Origin of the sequence: Pseudomonas sp. GW460-12-10-14-TSB1, assembly GCF_017349775.1 — a bacterium.
Classification (GTDB): Bacteria; Pseudomonadota; Gammaproteobacteria; order Pseudomonadales; family Pseudomonadaceae; genus Aquipseudomonas; species Aquipseudomonas piscium.
This window is the reverse complement of the sequence record NZ_JACNAC010000059.1, coordinates 1-19,342: the sequence shown is the minus strand read 5'-3', so window position 1 is coordinate 19,342 and position 19,342 is coordinate 1. Positions and strand designations below refer to the sequence as shown.

Genomic DNA, 19,342 nt, shown 5'->3' with positions numbered 1-19,342 from the left:
AATTAGTTTTTCTTAATTTTCAGTCTACTAACTCATGAGTTGTTTATGCCGTTAACCGATCAACACCGTTTTGGCATGCAGTTGGCGCAGATGTCCCGAGGCTGGCGCGCCGAACTGGATCGCCGTCTGGCCGGACTTGGCCTGTCCCAGGCCCGCTGGCTGGTGCTGCTGCACCTCGCCCGTTTCGATGAAGCTCCAACCCAGCGTGAACTTGCCCAGAGTGTCGGCGTCGAAGGACCGACCCTGGCGCGGCTGCTCGACAGCTTGGAAACCCAGGGGCTGGTGCAACGGCAGTCGGTGGTCGAGGATCGCCGGGCGAAGAAGATCGTTCTGTGCGCCCCGGCGCTGCCCTTGATCGAGCAGATCGAAACCATCGCCACGGCCTTGCGCAGTGAGTTGTTCGTCGGTGTCGATGAAGAGGATATGCGGGTATGCATGCGGGTTCACGCGCATATCCTGGCCAATCTGGAAAAGTCTTGAGGCATAACTAGCGCCGCGGATTTTTGAGCTACCGACACCGGCAGACTATAAGAAATACCAGGTCCACAGCGGCATGCGCAGCCAGCGTATCGCCGCTGTGGTCGCTTTCGGTCCTCAAAAAGGGTGCTCATGTTCCAGAGTCTGCTGGCCGCTCTGCGCGGTTTCGTCGGGTCGTCCTGGGTGGCGAAGAATCGTTCCTTGTTCCTGCTGCCGGTGCTGGCGACCTTGTATTCGTCCCTGGCCTCGGCGGTAGGCCTGGGTGAAATCACCGTGCATTCGGCGCTGAACCAGCCGCTGGAGGCGGAGATCGCCCTGGTGCAGGCGCAAGGTCTGGAGGAGGGCGAGTTGGCGGTCAGCCTGGCGACCGCCGGCGAGTTCAAACAGGCCGGTGTCGAGCGCTTGCCGTTTCTCGAAGACTTGCGTTTTACCCCGGTTTTGCAGGGCGAGCGCAGGGTGATCCGGGTGGTGTCGAGCAAGTCGGTGAACGAGCCGTTCCTGGATTTCCTGTTGCAGGTGAACCAGGCCAATGGCCGGCAGTTGCGCGAATACACGCTGCTGATAGATCCCCCGGGAAGCCCCGAGATAGTGCCGGCCCCGGCCAGGGAGGTGGCGAAACCTGAACCGACGATTGCCACCCAGACTCCCCCTGCGGCGGCCAAGGCGGTTGATCCGGTGGCCGGACAGTTGGCGCAAGCCCTGCAGGCCAACCAGCAATTGCAGAACCAGGCTCAAGAGTTGCAGAACACATTGCAGCAACGGGACGAACAACTGGCGCGCCAGCAGCAACAGCTGGTGGAGCTGCAACGTCAGTTGGCCGAAGTCCGGAGCAAGCCTGCTGATAATCCTGCCCCGGCTTCTGCACCTGCGACACTTACCGTCGTCAGTCCACCTCCGCCAGCTGAACAGGCGCCAGAGGCCGAAGGCTCGAATCCCTGGCTGATGCTTGCCGCCTTGCTGCTGACGGCCTTGCTGGTGGTGTTGGTCATGCGTCGCCGTCGTCAGTCCGCAGCCGTAGCGGAAGTACAGATACCCTCCGAGAGCCGGCCCACGCGAACGCTGGCCAGTGCCGTGACGACGGTTGCTGCCCAGGAGCCATTCAGATCAATGCCCTCTGTTACGCCGGTACAGCCCTCGCCCGTGGATCGACTGGCCGATCGCGAGCCATCGATCGATGTCGACTGGGACCTGATCGCACCCTCCGAGCCCTCCAGCACGCCGCCGTCTCCGGCTACCGCGCCGACATCCTTCAATGCCGATTCGATCGTCTGGCGCCTGGAAGAACCAGGCGAGCCAGGCTCCAGCACCCAGGCTGAGTCGGACACCGAGACTCAGAACGTCTGGCCCAGGTTGAGGTAGACCGCTTTCTGGTTGTCGTCGTTGATGCCATAACTGAAGTTCAGCGGCCCCAGCGGCGTGTCGAAACCGAGGAAGATACTGGCGGCGTTGATATAGCCACTGTCGAACTCGTTGTCGTTGTTCCAGGCTCGCCCACGCTCCAGGGAGCCGCCGATATACAGCGGGAAGTCCAGGGGCAGGTAGGAGCGGGGTGTCAGCCGTCGGTAGTAGACGCCCCGCATCAGGCTGATGTTCTGGCCCGAGAGGGCGTCCTCGCGAAAGCCCGACAGCTGGCGGGCTCCACCGAGCACGAAGCTTGAAGTCACCACTTCGGCCTCATCCAGGGTCCGGCCATACCGACCGCCGAGGATAAAGGTGTTCGGTCCGCTGCTCAGGGCCTTGTCCAGTTTGAACTCCCACTGCCGGTAGCGCTTGTCCGAACCCAGGCTGGGTTCGAACTGGCGCAGCGACAGGCCGATGTCCTCGCCCGCGTGGGGGAAGTAGACATTGTCCAGGGAGTCGAACGAGTAGCGCAGTTCGTAGTAGCCCTCGTTGAAGCTTTCGCTGGGCAGGTCCTGGTCGCCGACGCGCACATCGGCCTTGCCCCAGGCCTCGCCGACACCGAAACGGATCTCGCCGCTGTTGCCGATCTGGCGCCCGATATTGAGGCCGAGACCGTAGCGCTCCAGGCGGTATTCGGCGATCGGGTCGTTGTCCAGCACGGCTTCGATGTTCTGCGATTCGATGCCGACATAAGGCGCGATGAAATAGCGCGAGCCGACATCCAGCGGCTGATAGAACTCGCTGTAGAGTTCCTGCTGATCGCCGATCTGCACCCGGGTCAGCCATTCGGCGCCGAGGCTGTTGATGCCGTTGACCCGGTAGCTGGCGCCCAGGTTGAAGGCACTGTCGCCGCGCATGTCGTCGGACAGGTTCAGCCCCAGGCGCAGGTAATCGGTGCCACTGCGTTTGCCCCGGGCGTTGATCACCAGGGTGTGGTCATTGCCTTTGTGGACGACGCGGTATTGCACCTGCTCGAAGTAGTCCAGGCCATACAGCGTGCCCATGTCGGTCTGCAGCCGACCCAGGTCCAGAGGCTCGCCGATGTGCTGGCGGATGTAGTAGCGGATCACGTCGTCGCTGACTTTCGAATCGTTCTCCACCCGGATCGCGGTGATGATCGGGGTGCGCTGGCTGGGCGTTCGCGCGGCGCTGAGGCCGGCATCCATGGACTCGGCCTGGCGCAGCGGTGCCAGGCGTGCGTCGAGGATGCGGGTGGCGCGGTAGCCGGCGTCGATCATTTCCTGGGCGCGGCCGAAGTCGGTGACCCCGAAACTTGCCAGTGGCGGCTGGATCAGCACGTCATTCTTGTGCAGGGTCGCCAGTTGCTCCTCGGAGTTGCGCCGGGTCATCAGGGTGATCGACTGGTTCAGCACATCGACCACGGTCGCCAACTGCTGGCGCGAGCGCAGCGGGGTGCCGATGTCGACCACGATGGCGATGTCCACGCCCATGTCGCGGGCCACGTCCAGCGGAATGTTGTCGGTCATGCCGCCGTCCACCAGCAGCCGGCCATCCATCTCCACCGGGGCGAACACCGCCGGGATCGACATGCTGGCGCGAATCACCCGGGGCAGGTGGCCCTTGCGAAACACCACCTTCTCGCCGCTGGCGATGTCCGTGGCGACCGCGCGGAAGGGGATCGGCAGCTTGTCGAAGTCCCGGGTATCGCTGGCGTGGGCGAGCATGCTTTCCAGCAGCAGCGCCAGGTTCTGGCCCTGGATGACCCCCAGTGGCAGGCCGAGGCTGCCGTCGTCGCGGAAGCTGAGTTTCTGTTTCACCAGGAAGTCGCGGTCATCCTGCTTGCGGCGAAACGGCACGTCAGCCCGGGGCGGGGCGTCGGACAGCGCCTGTTGCCAGTCGATGCTCAGGGCCAGTTTTTCCAGCTCGTCGATCTTGTAGCCTGAGGCGTACAGCCCGCCGATCACCGCGCCCATGCTGGTACCGGCAATCGCATCGATCTTCACGCCTTGCTCTTCCAGGGCCTTGAGCACGCCGATATGCGCCAGGCCACGGGCGGCACCGCCGGACAACACCAGGCCGATCTTCGGCCGTGGTGCCTCGGCGGCGTGCAGGAACACGGGGAGCAAACACAGGATCAGGCAAGACAGCAAACGACGCATCATGGATCTCGGGGCGAGCGATAAAGGCGGCTATTATAACGACGCCCTTGAGCCCAGGAGTCGGCAGCACCATGTCAGAACGTAAACCCGAAGTGGTCATCACCTATTGCACCCAGTGTCAGTGGCTGCTGCGCGCCGCCTGGCTGGCCCAGGAACTGCTGAGCACCTTCAGCGACGACCTGGGCAAGGTGTCCCTGGAACCGGCCACCGGCGGCACCTTTCGCATTACCTGCGACGGCGTGCAGATCTGGGAACGCAAGGCCGATGGCGGTTTCCCCGAAGCCAAGGTGCTCAAACAGCGGGTGCGCGACCAGATCGACCCGCAGCGCGACCTCGGTCACAACGACCGCACTCAGTGAGACGGGGCTTGCGCCGCTACGGTTTTTTTGCTTGAGCCGGACAGGCTGCTGGACACCACAATGGCGAAGATGATCAAGACGCCGCCGATCAGCATGCGCAGCGTCGGCGTTTCGCTGAACAGCAGCCAGGCCAGGGTAATCCCGTAGACTGGCTCCAGGGCGAACACCACCGCCGCGGTGCGGGCCTTGATCACCGCGAGGCTGGCGACGAACAGGCTGTGGGCCAGGCCGGTGCAGAAGATGCCGAGCAGGCTGATCCATAACCAGTCGAGGGCCCGCACCTCGCTCAGCCCTGGGGCCGCCACCGGCAGCAGGCACAAGGCAACCACCAGATTCTGGCACAGCGCCGCCTGCACCGCCGGAATGCGCGCGGAGCTGGCGCGGTTGTTCAGTGACAGCAAGGCGAACAACAGGCCCGATCCCACGGCCCAGAGCAGCCCGCTGGTGGCTTGGCTGGCGAGGTCGAAATCCGGCGTGACCAGCACCAGGCCGACGCTGACCAGGGCCACCAGGACGATTTCGTTGAGGCGAATGCGCTCACGGAAAATCAGCCCTTCGAGGATCACCGTGAAGGCCGGGAAGCTGGCGAAACCCAGGGTAGCGATGGCCACGCCCGCGACTTTCACCGCGATGAAAAAACTCACCCAATGCCCGGCCAGCAACAGGCCGCTGAGCAGCAGGCGCCACCAGTCTGTGGCCTGCAGCCGTTGCCAGCGGATGCTGCTGGCGCAGCGGGCGAAGAACGCCAGGGCGAGCACCGCGAACGCCGCGCGACCAAAAACGATGATGGCCGGCGAAGCGGCGGCGAGTTTGCCGAATACACCGGTGAGGCCGAACATCAATGCGCCGATATGCAGGGCGCCAAGGGCTGTACGCGGAGTCATTTCAATCCTTCAAAACTGTTGAACGGAGCGGTGCCAGTCTAAAAGCCTCGGCAGGACCCGGTCTGTCGCGATCCTCGCGTTTTTTGTCGACAGCCTAGCGCTGGCCTGGCGTGCGCCGCAGTTTGCCGGGGGAGACACCGAATTCGCGCAGCACCGCCGCGGCGAAGGCGCTCTGGGAGCTGTAGCCGACGCGGCTGGCGATTTCGCCGATGGGCAGCGCCGAGTCGCGCAACAGGCCGGCGGCCATGTGCAGGCGCCGGCTGCGGATGTAGTCCATCGGCGTCTGCCCGCATTCGGCGACAAACCGTGCATGCAGGCGAGCGCTGGACAGCCCGGCGATCCGCGCCAGGTCGGCCACCTGCAGCGGGTGGGCGGCGTGTTGGTCGATATGGGCATTCAAGGCGGCGTAGGGCAGGCGTCGACCGCCGACGCTGGCGGGGCTGGCCTGGTTGAGGCTGGCCAGCAACAGCACGGCGCCTTGCTGGGCAATCAGTGGGTCGTTGACCGGGCTGCCAGCCAACCAGTTGACCAGTTGGCTCTGTGCCGTATCAAGGGGCAGGCGTCCGGCGTTGTCGAGCAGGCGGCGACTGGCATTGGCGTGATCGCCCAGTGACTGTACCAGCCAATGTTCGTCGGGCACGTCGAGCACCAGGCAGCGACTGCCGTTGGGGCTGCCGCAGGCATGATGGGCGCCGGAAGGCACCACCACGAAGCTCTGCTGGACCACCTGGCTACCCTGGCCGTCGACCTCGAAGTCGAGCTGGCCCGACAGTCCGAACACCAGTTGCGCGTGTTCATGGCTGTGGACGATCAGGTCGTGGCTGTATTGGCGTAGCGTGAGGATCGGTCTCATCGCAGTCTCCTTGGCAGAACGGCAGTCTACACCGACGACCCGGGGTTCAGCGCTGTCATCGGACTGCCGTATTTCTGTCACAGGCGATTAATCGCTGGGGTGCAAGCTCGCAGAAAATGCAGGAGTGTGCCCATGACCAGTGCCGAACTCGCCAGACCCAGCCGTAAACAACGCGTGCGCACCTTGTGGATTTCCGATGTGCATCTGGGCACCCGGGACTGTCAGGCGGAGCATCTGTCGCAGTTCCTCAAGGGCTATCACGCCGACCGGATCTATCTGGTCGGCGACATCATCGACGGCTGGAAACTGCGCGGCGGCATGTACTGGCCCCAGGCACACACCAATGTGATCCGCCGCCTGCTGACCATGAGCAAGCGTGGCACCGAGGTGATCTATGTCACCGGCAACCACGACGAATTCCTGCGCCGCTATTCGAAGCTGATCCTGGGCAATATCCAGTTGGTGGACGAGGCGGTGCACGTCACCGTCGACGGCCGGCACCTGCTGGTGATCCATGGCGACCAGTTCGATGTCATCACCCGCTACCACCGCTGGCTGGCCTTTCTCGGCGACTCGGCCTACGAGTTCACCCTGACCCTCAATCGCTGGCTGAATCACTGGCGGGCGCGCTACGGCTACGGTTACTGGTCGTTGTCGGCCTACTTAAAGCACAAGGTCAAGACCGCGGTCAGCTTCATCAGCGACTTCGAGGAAGCCATCGCTCATGAATGCGTGAAGCGCGAGCTGCACGGCGTGGTGTGCGGGCACATTCACCATGCCGAGATCCGCAAGGTCGGCGAGGTGGACTACCTCAACTGCGGGGATTGGGTCGAGTCGTGCACCGCCCTGATCGAGCACTGGGACGGCAGCATCGAGCTGTATCGCTTGGCCGATGCCCAGGCGCGGGAGGCGCAGCGTAAGGCCGAATCGGCGAAGGTGGCGGAGCTGGCTTGAGGCTTTGGTTGCCTGATCTGAGGTTATCGCGGGCAAGCCTCGCTCCTACAGAAGCAGGGAGGAGCTTGCCCTCGATGGCCTGCGAAAGCACTCAGGCCGGCGCGTGTTCCTTCATGGCTGCCTTGTAGATCGAGTTTTTCGGCTGGGCGAACAGGCGTTCGAGCATGGGTTCGAAAAAGCTCAGGGGCAGGCTGTCGTAGCTCGGATCGAACGCCGCGGCGTCGTACTTGGCACAGAATTCGGCGGTCTGCAGATACAGCGGATGGTCCTTGAATTGCTCGCGCAGGTGCCGGTCCATGCCCAGGTGATGGAAGAAGTAGTAGCCCTGGAAGATCCCGTGCTTCTCCACCATCCACAGGTTCTCGGGGCTGACGAAGGGCTTGAGGATCGCCGCGGCGATGTCCGGGTGATTGTAGGAGCCCAGGGTGTCGCCGATGTCGTGGAGCAGGGCGCAGACCACGTATTCCTCATCGCGGCCGTCATGCCAGGCCCGGCTGGCGGTTTGCAGCGAGTGGGTCAGGCGGTCCACCGGGAAGCCGCCAAAATCGCCCTCGAGCAGCTTCAGGTGCGCCACGATGCGCGCCGGCAATTGCTTGGCGTAGGCGCTGAAATCCGCGGCGATGATCGCCCAGTCTTCCTGGGTACCATCCTTCATGTGGGTGAAACGGGCGTGAGCGTTCATCGGCAATCCTCTTGTTGTTTTTTGCGCAACGACTGGAGTCTATGCCTTGGATCCAATCCTGCACTGACTGCGCGGGACGGCTTGCTGTCCGTCCAGGCCTAGAACGGCACCTTGCCGATCAGCATGTCGCGGTACATGACAAAATCGCCCACAAGGCTGTAGAGCGGATGCTGGAAGGTGGCCGGGCGGTTCTTCTCGAAGAAGAAATGACCGACCCAGGCGAAGCTGTAGCCGGCCACCGGCAGGGCCAGCAGCAACAGCCAGGCGCCTTTGCCGATGGCGAAGGCGAGGATGAAGATCACCAGGGTCGTGCCAACGAAGTGCAGGCGGCGGCAGGTGCTGTTGCTGTGTTCGCTCAGGTAATAGGGATAGAACTCGGCGAAGCTGTTGAATTGCTTGATGTTATCCACGACTGCGATCTCTGTGGTTGTTGTTCTGCCAGCGGGATGCTCTGCGGGGAGCTTATTTGAGTCTAGAGTCATCAATGGCTGGGGCCAGTGACAATAGGCGCCACTTTAGTATCCTTGGGAAATCGGCCGTGGCATGCGGCTCATCATGTAAAAGAACCCACCATGAGCGAACGAACGACTTCTGCAAGCTGGGCGATGGGAATTGTCAAAGCTCTGGAGATGGACGGCCTGGATTGCCGTGCATTGTTCAAGCAGATCGGGCTCGACTACGCGGCGTTGGACGACCCGGACGCACGCTTCCCCCAGGACTCGATGACCCGTCTCTGGCAACGTGCGGTGGAGCAGTCCGGCAACCCGGCGATCGGCCTGAACATGGGCAAGGTGGTGCGACCGGCCTCCTTCAACGTGGCCGGGTATGCCCTGATGTCCAGTCGTACCCTGTCCGAGGGGTTCCAGCGTCTGGTGCGCTACCAGCGGATCATCGCGGAAAGCGCCGATCTGAGTTTCCGACTTTTACCTGAAGGTTATGCGCTGATTCTGACGGTGCACGGCGATCATCTGCCGCCGACCCGGCAAAGTACCGAAGCCTCGCTGGCCTGTGCGCTGGCGCTGTGTGGCTGGTTGACCGGGCGTACGCTGCAGCCGCGCCAGGTATTGATGCAGGGGGCTGTGCCGGTCGATCTGGAGCCCTACAAGCAGGCGTTTCATGCGCCGCTGGTGTTCAACGCGCCTTACGATGCATTGATTTTCGAGCGTGCCGATATGGAAGCGCCATTGCCGACCGCCAATGAGGCCATGGCGTTGCTGCATGACCGCTTCGCCGGTGAGTACCTGGCGCGGTTCTCCGAAAGCCGGGTGACGCACAAGGCGCGTCAGGCGCTGTGCCGGTTGTTGCCCCAGGGCGAGCCGAAGCGCGAAGCCGTGGCCCAGACCCTGCACCTGTCCCAGCGCACCTTGCAACGGCGGTTGCAGGAGGAGGGCACCAGTTTCCAGACCCTGCTCGACGACACCCGTCGTGAGCTGGCCGAGCAGTACCTGGCACAGCCGAGCATGACCCTGCTGGAGATTGCCTATCTGTTGGGGTTTGCCGACCCGAGCAACTTTTTCCGCGCTTTCCGTCGCTGGTTCGATGCCACGCCCGGCGAATACCGGGCGCGGTTGCAGGAGTCCGGGGTCGCGATCAGTGACGCCAGAATGCCGGAATACACAACACGAATACGGTGATGATCTCCAGCCGGCCGAGCAGCATGCCCAGGGACAGAATCCACTTGGCGGCGTCCGGCAGGGTGGCGAAGTTGCCGGCCGGGCCGATGGTTTCGCCCAGGCCCGGACCGACCCCCGACACCGTACTGGCCGCGCCGGTCAGGGCGGTCATCCAGTCCACCCCCAGTAGCGACAGTGCCAGGGCAATCACGCAGATGGTGATGGCGAAGAAGAACGAGAAGGTCAGGATCGAACGGACGATTTCCTCGTCGAGGCGGTGTCCGTTGTACTTCTGCTTGATTACCGCGCGCGGGTGGATCAGCTGGTTCAAGTTGGCCTTGAGCAGGATATAGGCGACCTGGAAGCGGAAAATCTTGATCCCGCCGGCGGTCGAGCCGGAACAGCCGCCGACGAAGCCCAGGTAAAAGAACAGCATCAGCGAGAAGTTGCCCCACAGGCTGTAGTCGCCCAGGGCGAAACCGGTGGTGGTGACCACCGAGGTGACGTTCAGCGCGACGTGACGCAGGGCTTCCAGCCAATGCAGCTGGGTGGTCCACCAGTACCAGGTGCCGAGCACCAGCCAGGTCACCAGCAGCATGCCGAGCAGGCCCTGGACCTGCTGGTCCCTGATCAGCGCCCGGCGGTTGCCGCGCAGGGTGGCGACGTACAGGGTGAACGGCAGGCTGCCGAGGATCATGACCACCACCGCTACCCAGTGCACCGCCGGTTGCGGCCAGTGCGCCAGCGAGGCGTCGGAGGTGGAGAAACCGCCGGTGGAAATCGCCGACATCGCATGGTTGATTGCGTCGAACAGGCTCATCCCGGCCCACCAGAAGGCCAGGCTACCGAGAATGGTGATGCCGACATAGGCTGCCACGATCAGCCGCGCCACCATGTGCGAGCGCGGCATGACCTTTTCCGAGCGGTCCGAGGATTCGGTCTGGAACAGGCGCATGCCACCGATGCGCAGCAGCGGCAGGATCGCCACCGCCATGCCGATGAAGCCGATGCCGCCGAGCCAGTGCAGCAGGGAGCGCCACATCAGGATGCCCGGCGACATGTTGTCCAGGCCGCTGAGTACGGTGGCGCCGGTGGCGGTGATGCCGGACATGCTTTCAAAGAAGGAGTCGGTGTAGCTGATGTGCTGGGTCAGCAAAAACGGCAGGGCGGCGAAGATACACACCACCAGCCAGCTGGACACCGTCAGCAGGTACATGTCCCGCGGACGCAGGTGCACGTGTTCCGGGCGCCCCGGGATCACCAGGGCCAGGCCGGCGACGAAAGTGATCATGCTGGCCCAGAGGAACGACGGCAGGTCGCCGGTGCGCTCGAACAGCACCAGCGTCGCCATCGGAATGACCATGGCGATGGCCAGGGTGATCAGGAAAATGCCGATGATGAAACCAATGATCCGTAGGGTCGGCAACGCCATGAGGTCCGCTCGGGGCTGATAAGGAGGGCGCCATTCTACCTGCGGCGCAGAGCATGTAAACCGGCACCCGGAAGGCACTTATCGGTAGAATGGCCGGACATTTTTTTCAGGAGGTGGCCGATGGAGGCTCTCGACGCATTGCTCAACCGTGTTTCCGTACCGCGCCTGGTGGACCCGGCGCCGACAGCGGCGCAACGCGAAGCGCTGTTCGCAGCGGCATTGCGCGCCCCGGATCATGGCCAGTTGCGGCCTTGGCGCTTTCTGACGGTGGAAGGCGCGGCCCGTGAGCAACTGGGCGAGCTGCTGGTGGAGGCGGTGCAGTTGCAGGGTGGCGAAGTGACCCAGGCCGCCCTGGACAAGGCCCGCGCCATGCCGCTGCGCGCGCCGTTGGTGGTGGTTGTGGTGGCCCGCTTGCAGGAGCACGTCAAGGTGCCGAAGTCGGAGCAACGGCTGGCGGCCGGCTGTGCCGCCCACGGTATTCTGCTGGCGGCCTACGCCCAGGGTGTCGGTGCGGTGTGGCGTACCGGCGAGCTGTCCTATTCGCCCCATGTGGCCAAGGGCCTTGGCCTGGGCGAAGGCGAAGAAATCATCGCCTTCCTGTACCTGGGCACGCCGCTGAACGAGCCACGGGTCGCGCCCAAGGTGGATACGGCGGAGTTCGTCAGTGCCTGGTCGGGCAAGGCCTGATCCTAAAATTGGGCAGTAGTTGATAGCCAATCGCGGGCAAGTCGGATCGCCGCCCGCTCGCTCCTACAGGTTGGTGCCGTTCGCTAAATGGGTGAACGACGCGAGTCTGTAGGAGCGAGCTTGCTCGCGATGGGGCTCAAGGCTGAACCACGGCCCCAGGCACCAACGGCAACTCCAGGCTGGCGATAAAACCGCCCTGGGGATGATTGTCCAGCGTCAGGCTGCCGCCATGGCGTTCCGCGGCGCGCCGGGCGATGGCCAGGCCCAGCCCGTGACCCGGCGCGGTCTGCCCGGGGGCGCGGTAGAAGGGTTCGCCCAACAGGCGCAAATGTTCGGCCTCCACCCCGGGACCGTGATCCCTCACGCTGAGCAGGATCCGGTCTCCCTGACGCAATGCCTGCACTTCGATCGGCTGTCCGGCCGGGTTGAAGCGCTGGGCATTGCGCAGCAGATTGTCCACCGCCCGTTCGATCATGGTCGGCCAACCCTTGAGGCTGAGCTGCGATTCGGCCTGGATTTTCACCGGCTGTTCCGGGCACGCCAGTTGGGCATCCTTCTGCAGGTTGCCGAGCAGCGCGTTGAGGTCCACCTCTTCGGCGCTGGCGTTGTCGGCATCGACCCGGGCCAGAACCAGGATTTCGCTGATCAGCGCTTCCAGGCGATCGCACTCGCGGGTCAGGCGCGGCCACAGGCGTTCGCGTTCCTCGGCCGTGGCGCGTTCGGCCAGCGCCAGGGCGATGCGCAAGCGCGCCAGCGGCGAACGCAGCTCGTGGGAGACATCGCGCAGCAGCTGGCGCTGGCTGCCGATCAGGCTTTGCAGGCGCGAACCCATGCGGTTGAAGTCCTTGGCCAGCACACCGAACTCGTCGCGGCGAGCGGCCAGGCGGGCCAGGCTGTTCTGCTGGTAGGTGGTTTGCCCCAGGTCATGCACCGCACCGCGCAAACGGCTGAGGGGGCGGGTGATGGACAGGGTCACCAGCAGGCTGAACAGGGTCAGCACCACCAGCGCGATGGTCAGGGCGCTCAGCGGCCACAGCAGGCTGTCGCGGTGCCAGGCGTCCAGTTCCGGGTGGGGAATGCGGTAGATCAGCAGGTAGGTGTCGCCGGTTTTCGGGCTGGTGTACTCGGCGGTCAGGCGCCGCCAGGGCAGGCGCCGGTCATCGTTGTTCTGCCGGGCTTCGAAGGCTGCCGCACGGCGCGGGAAGGTGCCGCGGACCACCGGGTCGCCGGCTTCGTTCAGTACCTGTACGTTGACGTGGTACTGGTGCTTGCGCTGCTCCAGGATCTCCTGGGCGGCGTCTTCGCCCTGTTCTTCGTAGGTGCGCGTCCACTCCTCGGCCAGGGTATTGAGGCCCGGATGGCGACTGAGGATCCAGGCATCCTGGTTCAGCATGTGCCCAAGCAGAATCGACAGCCCTGCAACCAGGGTGATGGCCAGCCAGAAGCTGGCGAGGATGCGCCAGAACAATGAACGCACGGGAAGTCCTCAAACAAGGAAAGCCCAGTGGGAGCGCCACTGGGCTGTGGGATAAGCGCTAGTGCATTATTGCGCTTTTTGCGGTTGTTGCGCTTTCCAGGCCTTGAATTCGGCCCATTCGGCGCGGCGCTCGGCGTGTTTCTTCTGGATGGCGTCAAACTCTTTCTGCTGTTCCGGCTTGAGCAGGGCGCGGATATCCGCCTCGGTTTTCTGGCGCTTGGCGGCGATCTCGTCCTTCATCGCCTTCTGGTCGGCCGGCGACAGTTTTTCCAGGTACTTCTGCACCAGCTCTTTGCGTTCGTGCATCTGCTCACCCATCAGCTTGCGGATCTGCTGACGCTGTTCGTGGCTCAGGTCCAGCTGGCTGTAAGGGCCTTTGCCCCGCATGTGTTCGCTGTGGCGCGGGCCATCCATCGGACCCATGGGGCCTGCGCCTTCCGGCATGGCCATGGCCACGGTCGGCAGGGCGGCGGCGAACATCAGAGCGATCAGGGTCTTGCGCATGGTGTATCTCCTTGTCTCATTCCCGGTCAGTTCCGGATGTGTGCAGATTACGGAGATCAAGGTCAGCGGCGGTCAGCGAAGGGTAAAGCTTGGGTAAAGACGTTTTTTGGCGAAACTGACATAACTGAGCGCTGCGCATTCTGTAGCCGCTGCCGCAGGCTGCGATCGAGTGCGTAGCACTCGCAAAGAAGGGCGGCGGTTTCTTTCAGATGGAACGAAGTGTTCGTCTTCGCGCCCGTTCCGGTCGTTCGCAGCCTGCGGCAGCGGCTACAGGGAGCAACTGAACGGTTCAGAGGCTGTAGTAGTAGCCACGGCTGCGCAGGGCGACGATGCGCGGGCGGCCGTCGGGGTGCGGGCCGATCTTCTTGCGCAGGTTGCTGACGTGCATGTCCAGGCTACGGTCGTACAGGGTCAGCTTGCGGCCCAGGGCAATTTGCGCCAGCTCCTGCTTGTCCAGCGGTTCGCCCGGTTGCTTGAGCAAGGCTTCCAGCAGGCGGCTTTCGGAAACGGTGAGGGTGATGTCCTGTTCGTCGATGCTGACCACGCCGCGTACCGGGCTGAAGCACAGGTCGCCCAGCTCCATCTGGCTGGACACCGCGGTCGGGTGACTGCGGCGCAGCACGGCGCGCAAGCGGGCCGTCAGTTCACGCGGGTCGCAGGGCTTGGCCAGGTAGTCGTCGGCGCCCAGCTCCAGGCCGAGGATGCGGTCCAGGGGCTCGCCGCGGGCCGAAAGCATCAGCACCGGCAAGTCGGGGTGGTCGTTGCGCAACTGCTTGAGCAGTTCCAGGCCGCTGCCGTCGGGCAGCATCACGTCCAGCACCACCGCCGCCGGAGCGTGATCGGCCAGGGCGCGACGGGCACTGTGGCCATCGTGGCAGGCCCGTACCTGAAAACCTTCCTGGCCCAGCCAGCTGGTCAGGAGTTCGCAGAGTTCCTGGTCATCGTCAATCAGTAACAGGTCGCTCATGAATCACTCAATTTAGCCATTGTCGACGCTTTCTATGTCCACCACTGGCGAAGATACCGCAGAGCAGGGCCAATAGCGCTACCCCGGCGCCGGTGACGAACCATTGCTGCTGATCGGTCAGCAGGCGCGGCACGGAACTGGCCTGGACTTCGCGCAGTTGCAGCTTGAGGCGCTGGTTCTCTTGGCGCAGGCGGCTCAGCTGGGCGTTTTCACGCTCGCTGTCGGCGCCCTGCAATTGCCGGGTCAACTCTTCGCGCTGGCGCTCGCTGTCTTTCAGGCGCAGCTGCAATTCGTTGATCTGGCTGCCGGCACTCAGGGACAAAGGCGTGGAATGCCCCGGGTCCGCGGTTTCTTCGGCGGAGGCGCTCGCCCCGATCGTTAACATGACCAACAACAGGCACAACAGACCTTGGCGCATCGGAACTCCTGATTCCAATCGAGTGTTGGGCAAGTTGTCGGCAGTCAAACGGGAATAATGAGCGATTGAGAGCGCGATGAACCGATAAGGTTCACCGCGGAGGAGAGGATTTACGGCAGGACTTGCTTGAACGGCTTGACCAGGACGCTGGCATAGACACCGGCGGCGACGTAAGGATCGGCATCGGCCCAGGCCTGGGCGGCGCTCAGCGAGTCGAATTCGGCGACGATCAGGCTGCCGGTGAAACCCGCGGCACCGGGATCATTGCTGTCGACGGCAGGGTGTGGCCCGGCCAGTACCACGCGACCTTCGGCCTTGAGCTGCTGCAACCGCTCCAGATGCGCCGGGCGCGCGGCCAGGCGGTTTTCCAGGGAGTTGGCGACGTCTATAGCAATGATTGCGTAAAGCATGTCAGTCCTCGGTTTTCGAAGTGGTGGGTTCGGTGTCGTGAAGATGGCGCGACAGGTAGATGCCCTGGCCGACCAGGAACAGCACGGTCATGCCCAGGCTGCCGAAGACCTTGAAGTCGACCCAGATGCTCTGGAAGGTGAAGGCAACGAACAGGTTGGCGGCGCCGCAGAACAGGAAGAAGGCGATCCAGGCGATGTTCAGGCGGGTCCAGACCGGGTCCGGCAGGGTCAGCGCGTGGCCCATGATGCGCTTGATCAGCAGGCGGTCACCGATGAAATGGCTACCGATAAAGGCCAGGGCGAACAGCCAGTTGACCACCGGCGCCTTCCATTTAAGGAAGGTTTCGCTGTGGAAGGCCAGGGTCAGGCTGCCGAACACCAGGCAGGCGACCAGGGTCAGCCACTGGCTTTTCTCCAGCTTGCGCTGGGAGATGAACAGCGCGCCGTATACCACCAGGGAACTGATGATCAACACCGCCGTGGCGCTGTAGATACCGCCTAGGGTCACTTGTTGACCGGCAATGTCGACGACTCGGGGATCGATTTTGTAGACGATGAAAAACAGGAACAGCGGGATGAAGTCGATGAATTGTTTCACAGTGGCAGCCAGAAGCAGGATGTGGCGGCATAATAACAAACATCCATGGCAGCGAAAGCGCCAGCTGACTTGAGGTTGAACAGTCCCGTGAATGTTGATTTGCACTGCCACAGCACGGCCTCCGATGGCGCCCTGGCGCCCGCGGCTCTGGTTGCGCGTGCGTTCGAGAAAGGCGTGCGAGTCCTGGCCCTGACCGATCATGACACCCTGGAAGGCCTCGACGAGGCTCGCTTCGCGGCGCAGGAACTGGGGATGCAGCTGGTCAATGGCGTTGAATTGTCCTGCACCTGGGGTGGGGCGACCATTCATGTGCTGGGTTACGGTTTCGACGTCAATGCGCCGTCGTTGGTCGAGGCCATCGGCAAATTGCACGACGGTCGCTGGCTGCGTTCCGAAGAAATAAGTCGCAAGCTCGCGCTCAAAGGCATGCCGGGTGCCCTCGAAGGGGCCCGGGCGATCCAGCAGGAACTGGGCGACAGCGGCAATGCGCCGGCCCGGCCGCACTTCGCCGATTACCTGGTGCGCGCCGGTTTCGTGAAGGACCGCGCCGAAGCCTTTCGCAAGTGGCTGGGGGCCGGCAAGCTGGGCGACGTCAAGCAGCACTGGCCGACCCTCGAGGAAACCGTCGAGACGTTACGCGCAGCGGGGGCCTGGGTCAGCCTGGCCCATCCCTGGCATTACGATTTCACCCGCAGCAAACGTCGCCGCCTGATTGCCGACTATATTCAAGCAGGTGGCCACGCGATCGAGGTGGTCAACGGCCACCAACCCGCCGAGCAGGTGGGCAGCCTGGCCATCCTTGCTCGGGAGTTCGGTCTGCTGGTGAGCGCCGGCAGTGATTTTCATGGCCCTGGAGGCTGGTCCGAGATAGGCGAGTATCGCCCTGTTCCGGAGGATCTGCCGCCGCTCTGGTGTCGGTTCAAACATGACCCAATTATTGCCGCCGTCTGAACAGGTAGAGAATGTGAGTCAATTTTTCCAGATTCATCCGGAAAACCCGCAACCGCGCCTGATCAAACAGGCTGTCGAAATCATCCGCTCAGGTGGCGTGGTGATCTACCCGACCGACTCGTCCTACGCCATTGGCTGCCAGATCGGCGACAAGAGCGCGGTCGAGCGCGTGCGGCGCCTGCGGCAACTGGATGACAAACACAACTTCGCGCTGATCTGCAGCGACCTGTCGCAGCTGGGCCTGTTCGCCAAGATCGATACCGGTACCTTTCGCCTGCTCAAGGCTCATCTGCCGGGGCCTTACACCTTCATCCTCAACGCCACCCGCGAAGTGCCGCGGCTGTTGCTGCACCCGAAGAAACGCACCATCGGCCTGCGGGTGCCGAGCCATCCGATCGCCCTGGCGCTGCTGGCCGAACTGGGCGAGCCGCTGATGAGCGTCAGCCTGATCATGCCCGGCGAAACCGAGCCGATGAACGACCCTTATGAAATGCGCCAACTGCTCGAGCATCAGGTCGACCTGATCATCGATGGCGGTTTTGGCGGCATCATGGCCTCCACCGTGATCAACCTGGCCGATGGCGAGCCGGAAGTGATCCGTATCGGCTGCGGCGACCCGGCTCCCTTCATGGTCGAGGCCTGAATGTCCGCAGTGGAACACGTTGACGACCAGGCCGGAGCGCAGCAGGAGCTGCCCTTTGCGATGGTCTACGGCCAGGCGGTCATGGAAATGCCGCTGGACCTGTACATCCCGCCGGACGCCCTGGAAGTCTTTCTCGAAGCCTTCGAAGGCCCGCTTGACCTGCTGCTGTACCTGATCCGCAAACAGAACATCGACATCCTCGACATCCCGGTGGCGGAAATCACCCGCCAGTACATGGGCTATGTCGAGTTGATGCAGTCGGTGCGCCTGGAGCTGGCCGCCGAGTACCTGGTGATGGCGGCCATGCTGGCCGAGATCAAGTCGCGCATGCTGTTGCCGCGCTCGGCCGAGGTGGAAGAGGAAGAGGAAGACCCGCGCGCCGAACTGATCCGCCGCCTGCAGGAATACGAGCGCTTCAAGGCCGCCGCCGAAGGCATCGACGGCCTGAGCCGGGTCGGCCGCGACGTCATAGTGCCCAAGCTCGACGCCCCGGAAGCCCGGGCGCGCAAGCTGCTGCCGGATGTCGCCCTGGAAGAGGTGCTGATGTCCATGGCCGAGGTGTTGCGCCGTGGCGACATGTTCGAAAGCCATCAGGTCAGCCGCGAGGCGCTGTCCACCCGCGAGCGCATGAGCGAGGTGCTGGAGCGGCTCAAGGGCGGTGGTTTTGTGCCTTTTGTCGAGCTGTTCACCGCGGAAGAAGGACGCCTGGGGGTGGTTGTGACCTTCATGGCGGTCCTCGAGCTGGTCAAGGAATCCCTGGTCGAGCTGGTACAGAATGAGCCTTTCACGGCTATCCATGTGCGGGCGCGAGCCGAATAACGAGCTGAAACAATGAATCTGAATGAACCCCGCGAGCTGGCGCCGCTGCTTGAAGCCTTTCTGTTGGCCTCGGGAAAACCGCAATCCATGGAGCGCCTGTTCGAGCTCTTCGAGGAAGGCGAGCGGCCAGACCCCGCGGTCTTCAAGAAAGCACTGACCATTCTGGGCAAGTCCTGCGAAGGGCGGGCCTTCGAACTCAAGGAAGTGGCCTCCGGTTATCGCCTGCAGGTGCGGGAAAAATTCGCGCCCTGGGTCGGCCGGCTATGGGAAGAGCGGCCCCAGCGTTACTCCCGGGCGATGCTGGAAACCCTGGCGCTGATTGCCTACCGCCAGCCGATCACCCGTGGCGAGATCGAGGATGTGCGGGGCGTGGCGGTCAACAGCCAGATCGTCAAGACCCTGCTGGAGCGCGAGTGGATTCGGGTGGTCGGCTACCGTGACGTGCCGGGCAAGCCGGCGATGTTCGCCACCACCAAGGCGTTTCTCGATCACTTCAACCTGAAGAACCTCGACGACCTGCCGCCGCTGGCCGAGCTGCGCGAGATCGAAACCGAGCCGGTCCTCGACTTCGACGACGCGCCGGTGCCCGCCAGCCTGCAAGCCCTGGCCGACGCCAGCGCCGAGCCGGAAGAACCGAAGGAAGAGACCAGTTTCCACACCTTGCTGCTGGAGCTGGACTCGATGGAGGAGGGGATCAAGACCGACTTCGACGATCTGCATCGCGATGGCGCGGTGGATTCGTCCGGGGACGATTTTGTTGCCGACGCCGAGGTGGACGCCGGGATCGACCCCGAAGCGCAAACTCGTACCGAAGCCGAAGCCGAAGCCGAAGCCGAAGCCGAAGCCGCGGTGCCAATCGAGCACGACGCGGAGCTGGAAGCCGAGCACGAGGCCGAACTCGAAGCGGACGCAGGCGACGAGCAGGAACAAGAAGCCGATGACGATGTGCTCGGCGTCGCCGAAGCCCGCGCCAAGCTGCTGGCCGCCGTGGCAGCACTGGAACCGCCGGCTCCGGAGCTGAGCGACGAAGAGGCCGAAGCCCTGGCGCTGGCCGAGGCCATCGAGAACGAAAGACGCCTGCTGGAAGACGACT

At 63.5% G+C, this 19,342-nt stretch carries 22 protein-coding genes; 10 read left to right on the top strand and 12 right to left on the bottom strand.

The features are described 5' to 3' along the window. Positions 1-45: 45 nt before the first annotated feature. Positions 46-480 carry a MarR family transcriptional regulator gene (locus tag J4D52_RS25640; RefSeq protein WP_007929752.1) on the top strand — a complete coding sequence of 145 codons (435 nt, stop codon included), beginning with the start codon at positions 46-48 and terminating at the stop codon, positions 478-480. A 129-nt stretch (positions 481-609) separates the two neighbouring features. After that, a complete protein-coding gene (locus J4D52_RS25635; RefSeq protein WP_063428950.1) occupies positions 610-1,836 on the top strand; it encodes a FimV family protein in 1,227 nt (408 codons plus the stop codon). Here J4D52_RS25635 and J4D52_RS25630 read toward each other — a convergent pair. Further along, positions 1,809-3,998, bottom strand: coding sequence for a patatin-like phospholipase family protein (locus tag J4D52_RS25630; protein WP_063428952.1), 2,190 nt, complete (start codon positions 3,996-3,998; stop codon positions 1,809-1,811). The genes J4D52_RS25635 and J4D52_RS25630 overlap by 28 nt on opposite strands. Positions 3,999-4,069: 71 nt before the next feature. Between J4D52_RS25630 and J4D52_RS25625 the strand changes: the two genes are divergently transcribed. Further along, positions 4,070-4,357 carry a SelT/SelW/SelH family protein gene (locus J4D52_RS25625; RefSeq protein ID WP_007929749.1) on the top strand — a complete coding sequence of 96 codons (288 nt, stop codon included), beginning with the start codon at positions 4,070-4,072 and terminating at the stop codon, positions 4,355-4,357. Here J4D52_RS25625 and J4D52_RS25620 read toward each other — a convergent pair. After that, positions 4,351-5,241: a DMT family transporter gene (locus J4D52_RS25620; RefSeq protein WP_025805143.1), complete on the bottom strand. Its 891-nt coding sequence runs from the start codon at positions 5,239-5,241 to the stop codon at positions 4,351-4,353. The genes J4D52_RS25625 and J4D52_RS25620 overlap by 7 nt on opposite strands. 94 nt (positions 5,242-5,335) lie before the next feature. Beyond that, positions 5,336-6,094 carry an AraC family transcriptional regulator gene (locus J4D52_RS25615; protein WP_063428954.1) on the bottom strand — a complete coding sequence of 253 codons (759 nt, stop codon included), beginning with the start codon at positions 6,092-6,094 and terminating at the stop codon, positions 5,336-5,338. A gap of 132 nt (positions 6,095-6,226) precedes the next feature. On the opposite strand from J4D52_RS25615, the gene J4D52_RS25610 reads away from it, so the two are divergent. Then, positions 6,227-7,048 (top strand): UDP-2,3-diacylglucosamine diphosphatase, encoded by an 822-nt coding sequence (locus J4D52_RS25610; RefSeq protein WP_063428956.1) that lies wholly within the window; start codon positions 6,227-6,229, stop codon positions 7,046-7,048. Between the two features lie 91 nt (positions 7,049-7,139). On the opposite strand, the gene J4D52_RS25605 is transcribed toward J4D52_RS25610, so the two are convergent. Both J4D52_RS25605 and J4D52_RS25600 read right to left on the bottom strand, forming a co-directional pair. Continuing rightward, on the bottom strand, positions 7,140-7,730 hold the full coding sequence (locus J4D52_RS25605) for an HD domain-containing protein (protein WP_025805146.1): 591 nt from the start codon (positions 7,728-7,730) through the stop codon (positions 7,140-7,142). Between the two features lie 98 nt (positions 7,731-7,828). Further along, positions 7,829-8,140 carry a DUF962 domain-containing protein gene (locus J4D52_RS25600; protein WP_063428958.1) on the bottom strand — a complete coding sequence of 104 codons (312 nt, stop codon included), beginning with the start codon at positions 8,138-8,140 and terminating at the stop codon, positions 7,829-7,831. Positions 8,141-8,302: 162 nt separating this feature from the next. Between J4D52_RS25600 and J4D52_RS25595 the strand changes: the two genes are divergently transcribed. Continuing rightward, complete coding sequence (locus tag J4D52_RS25595; RefSeq protein ID WP_025805148.1) at positions 8,303-9,364, top strand: AraC family transcriptional regulator; 1,062 nt, start codon at positions 8,303-8,305, stop codon at positions 9,362-9,364. On the opposite strand, the gene J4D52_RS25590 is transcribed toward J4D52_RS25595, so the two are convergent. Next, positions 9,321-10,775, bottom strand: a complete 1,455-nt coding sequence (locus J4D52_RS25590; protein ID WP_025805149.1) for a TrkH family potassium uptake protein — start codon at positions 10,773-10,775, stop codon at positions 9,321-9,323. The genes J4D52_RS25595 and J4D52_RS25590 overlap by 44 nt on opposite strands. Before the next feature lie 120 nt (positions 10,776-10,895). Here J4D52_RS25590 and J4D52_RS25585 point away from each other — a divergent pair, with 120 nt between their 5' ends. After that, on the top strand, positions 10,896-11,462 hold the full coding sequence (locus J4D52_RS25585) for a nitroreductase family protein (RefSeq protein ID WP_063428960.1): 567 nt from the start codon (positions 10,896-10,898) through the stop codon (positions 11,460-11,462). A 136-nt stretch (positions 11,463-11,598) separates the two neighbouring features. On the opposite strand, the gene J4D52_RS25580 is transcribed toward J4D52_RS25585, so the two are convergent. From J4D52_RS25580 to J4D52_RS25555, 6 genes are all read right to left on the bottom strand, one after another. Continuing rightward, on the bottom strand, positions 11,599-12,939 hold the full coding sequence (locus tag J4D52_RS25580; RefSeq protein WP_025805151.1) for a HAMP domain-containing sensor histidine kinase: 1,341 nt from the start codon (positions 12,937-12,939) through the stop codon (positions 11,599-11,601). A 66-nt stretch (positions 12,940-13,005) separates the two neighbouring features. Beyond that, complete coding sequence (locus J4D52_RS25575) at positions 13,006-13,443, bottom strand: Spy/CpxP family protein refolding chaperone (protein ID WP_009047655.1); 438 nt, start codon at positions 13,441-13,443, stop codon at positions 13,006-13,008. Between the two features lie 289 nt (positions 13,444-13,732). Then, complete coding sequence (locus tag J4D52_RS25570) at positions 13,733-14,410, bottom strand: response regulator transcription factor (RefSeq protein WP_025805152.1); 678 nt, start codon at positions 14,408-14,410, stop codon at positions 13,733-13,735. A 7-nt stretch (positions 14,411-14,417) separates the two neighbouring features. Further along, a complete protein-coding gene (locus J4D52_RS25565) occupies positions 14,418-14,828 on the bottom strand; it encodes a translation initiation factor 2 (protein WP_025805153.1) in 411 nt (136 codons plus the stop codon). Between the two features lie 110 nt (positions 14,829-14,938). Continuing rightward, complete coding sequence (locus J4D52_RS25560) at positions 14,939-15,238, bottom strand: YciI family protein (protein WP_063428962.1); 300 nt, start codon at positions 15,236-15,238, stop codon at positions 14,939-14,941. A 1-nt stretch (position 15,239) separates the two neighbouring features. Next, positions 15,240-15,836 carry a septation protein A gene (locus J4D52_RS25555; RefSeq protein ID WP_025805155.1) on the bottom strand — a complete coding sequence of 199 codons (597 nt, stop codon included), beginning with the start codon at positions 15,834-15,836 and terminating at the stop codon, positions 15,240-15,242. 87 nt (positions 15,837-15,923) lie between these two features. Between J4D52_RS25555 and J4D52_RS25550 the strand changes: the two genes are divergently transcribed. The 4 genes from J4D52_RS25550 to scpB all read left to right on the top strand — a co-directional run. Next, a complete protein-coding gene (locus J4D52_RS25550) occupies positions 15,924-16,787 on the top strand; it encodes a PHP domain-containing protein (RefSeq protein WP_025805156.1) in 864 nt (287 codons plus the stop codon). A gap of 13 nt (positions 16,788-16,800) precedes the next feature. Further along, complete coding sequence (locus tag J4D52_RS25545; RefSeq protein ID WP_009042694.1) at positions 16,801-17,430, top strand: L-threonylcarbamoyladenylate synthase; 630 nt, start codon at positions 16,801-16,803, stop codon at positions 17,428-17,430. A gap of 120 nt (positions 17,431-17,550) precedes the next feature. Beyond that, positions 17,551-18,249, top strand: coding sequence for a ScpA family protein (locus J4D52_RS25540; RefSeq protein ID WP_169915220.1), 699 nt, complete (start codon positions 17,551-17,553; stop codon positions 18,247-18,249). A gap of 12 nt (positions 18,250-18,261) precedes the next feature. Beyond that, a partial coding sequence (gene scpB / locus J4D52_RS25535; protein ID WP_102676204.1) for an SMC-Scp complex subunit ScpB occupies positions 18,262-19,342 on the top strand: 1,081 nt, incomplete at its 3' end.

Coding starts and splice junctions, on each gene's coding strand:
- J4D52_RS25615 (WP_063428954.1), bottom strand. CDS start 6,094: ATGAGACCGATCCTCACGCTACGCCAATACAGCCACGACCTGATCGTC.
- J4D52_RS25565 (WP_025805153.1), bottom strand. CDS start 14,828: ATGCGCCAAGGTCTGTTGTGCCTGTTGTTGGTCATGTTAACGATCGGG.
- J4D52_RS25625 (WP_007929749.1), top strand. CDS start 4,070: ATGTCAGAACGTAAACCCGAAGTGGTCATCACCTATTGCACCCAGTGT.
- J4D52_RS25610 (WP_063428956.1), top strand. CDS start 6,227: ATGACCAGTGCCGAACTCGCCAGACCCAGCCGTAAACAACGCGTGCGC.
- J4D52_RS25575 (WP_009047655.1), bottom strand. CDS start 13,443: ATGCGCAAGACCCTGATCGCTCTGATGTTCGCCGCCGCCCTGCCGACC.
- J4D52_RS25640 (WP_007929752.1), top strand. CDS start 46: ATGCCGTTAACCGATCAACACCGTTTTGGCATGCAGTTGGCGCAGATG.
- J4D52_RS25560 (WP_063428962.1), bottom strand. CDS start 15,238: ATGCTTTACGCAATCATTGCTATAGACGTCGCCAACTCCCTGGAAAAC.
- J4D52_RS25590 (WP_025805149.1), bottom strand. CDS start 10,775: ATGGCGTTGCCGACCCTACGGATCATTGGTTTCATCATCGGCATTTTC.
- J4D52_RS25630 (WP_063428952.1), bottom strand. CDS start 3,998: ATGCGTCGTTTGCTGTCTTGCCTGATCCTGTGTTTGCTCCCCGTGTTC.
- J4D52_RS25635 (WP_063428950.1), top strand. CDS start 610: ATGTTCCAGAGTCTGCTGGCCGCTCTGCGCGGTTTCGTCGGGTCGTCC.
- J4D52_RS25620 (WP_025805143.1), bottom strand. CDS start 5,241: ATGACTCCGCGTACAGCCCTTGGCGCCCTGCATATCGGCGCATTGATG.
- J4D52_RS25605 (WP_025805146.1), bottom strand. CDS start 7,730: ATGAACGCTCACGCCCGTTTCACCCACATGAAGGATGGTACCCAGGAA.
- J4D52_RS25595 (WP_025805148.1), top strand. CDS start 8,303: ATGAGCGAACGAACGACTTCTGCAAGCTGGGCGATGGGAATTGTCAAA.
- J4D52_RS25570 (WP_025805152.1), bottom strand. CDS start 14,410: ATGAGCGACCTGTTACTGATTGACGATGACCAGGAACTCTGCGAACTC.
- J4D52_RS25585 (WP_063428960.1), top strand. CDS start 10,896: ATGGAGGCTCTCGACGCATTGCTCAACCGTGTTTCCGTACCGCGCCTG.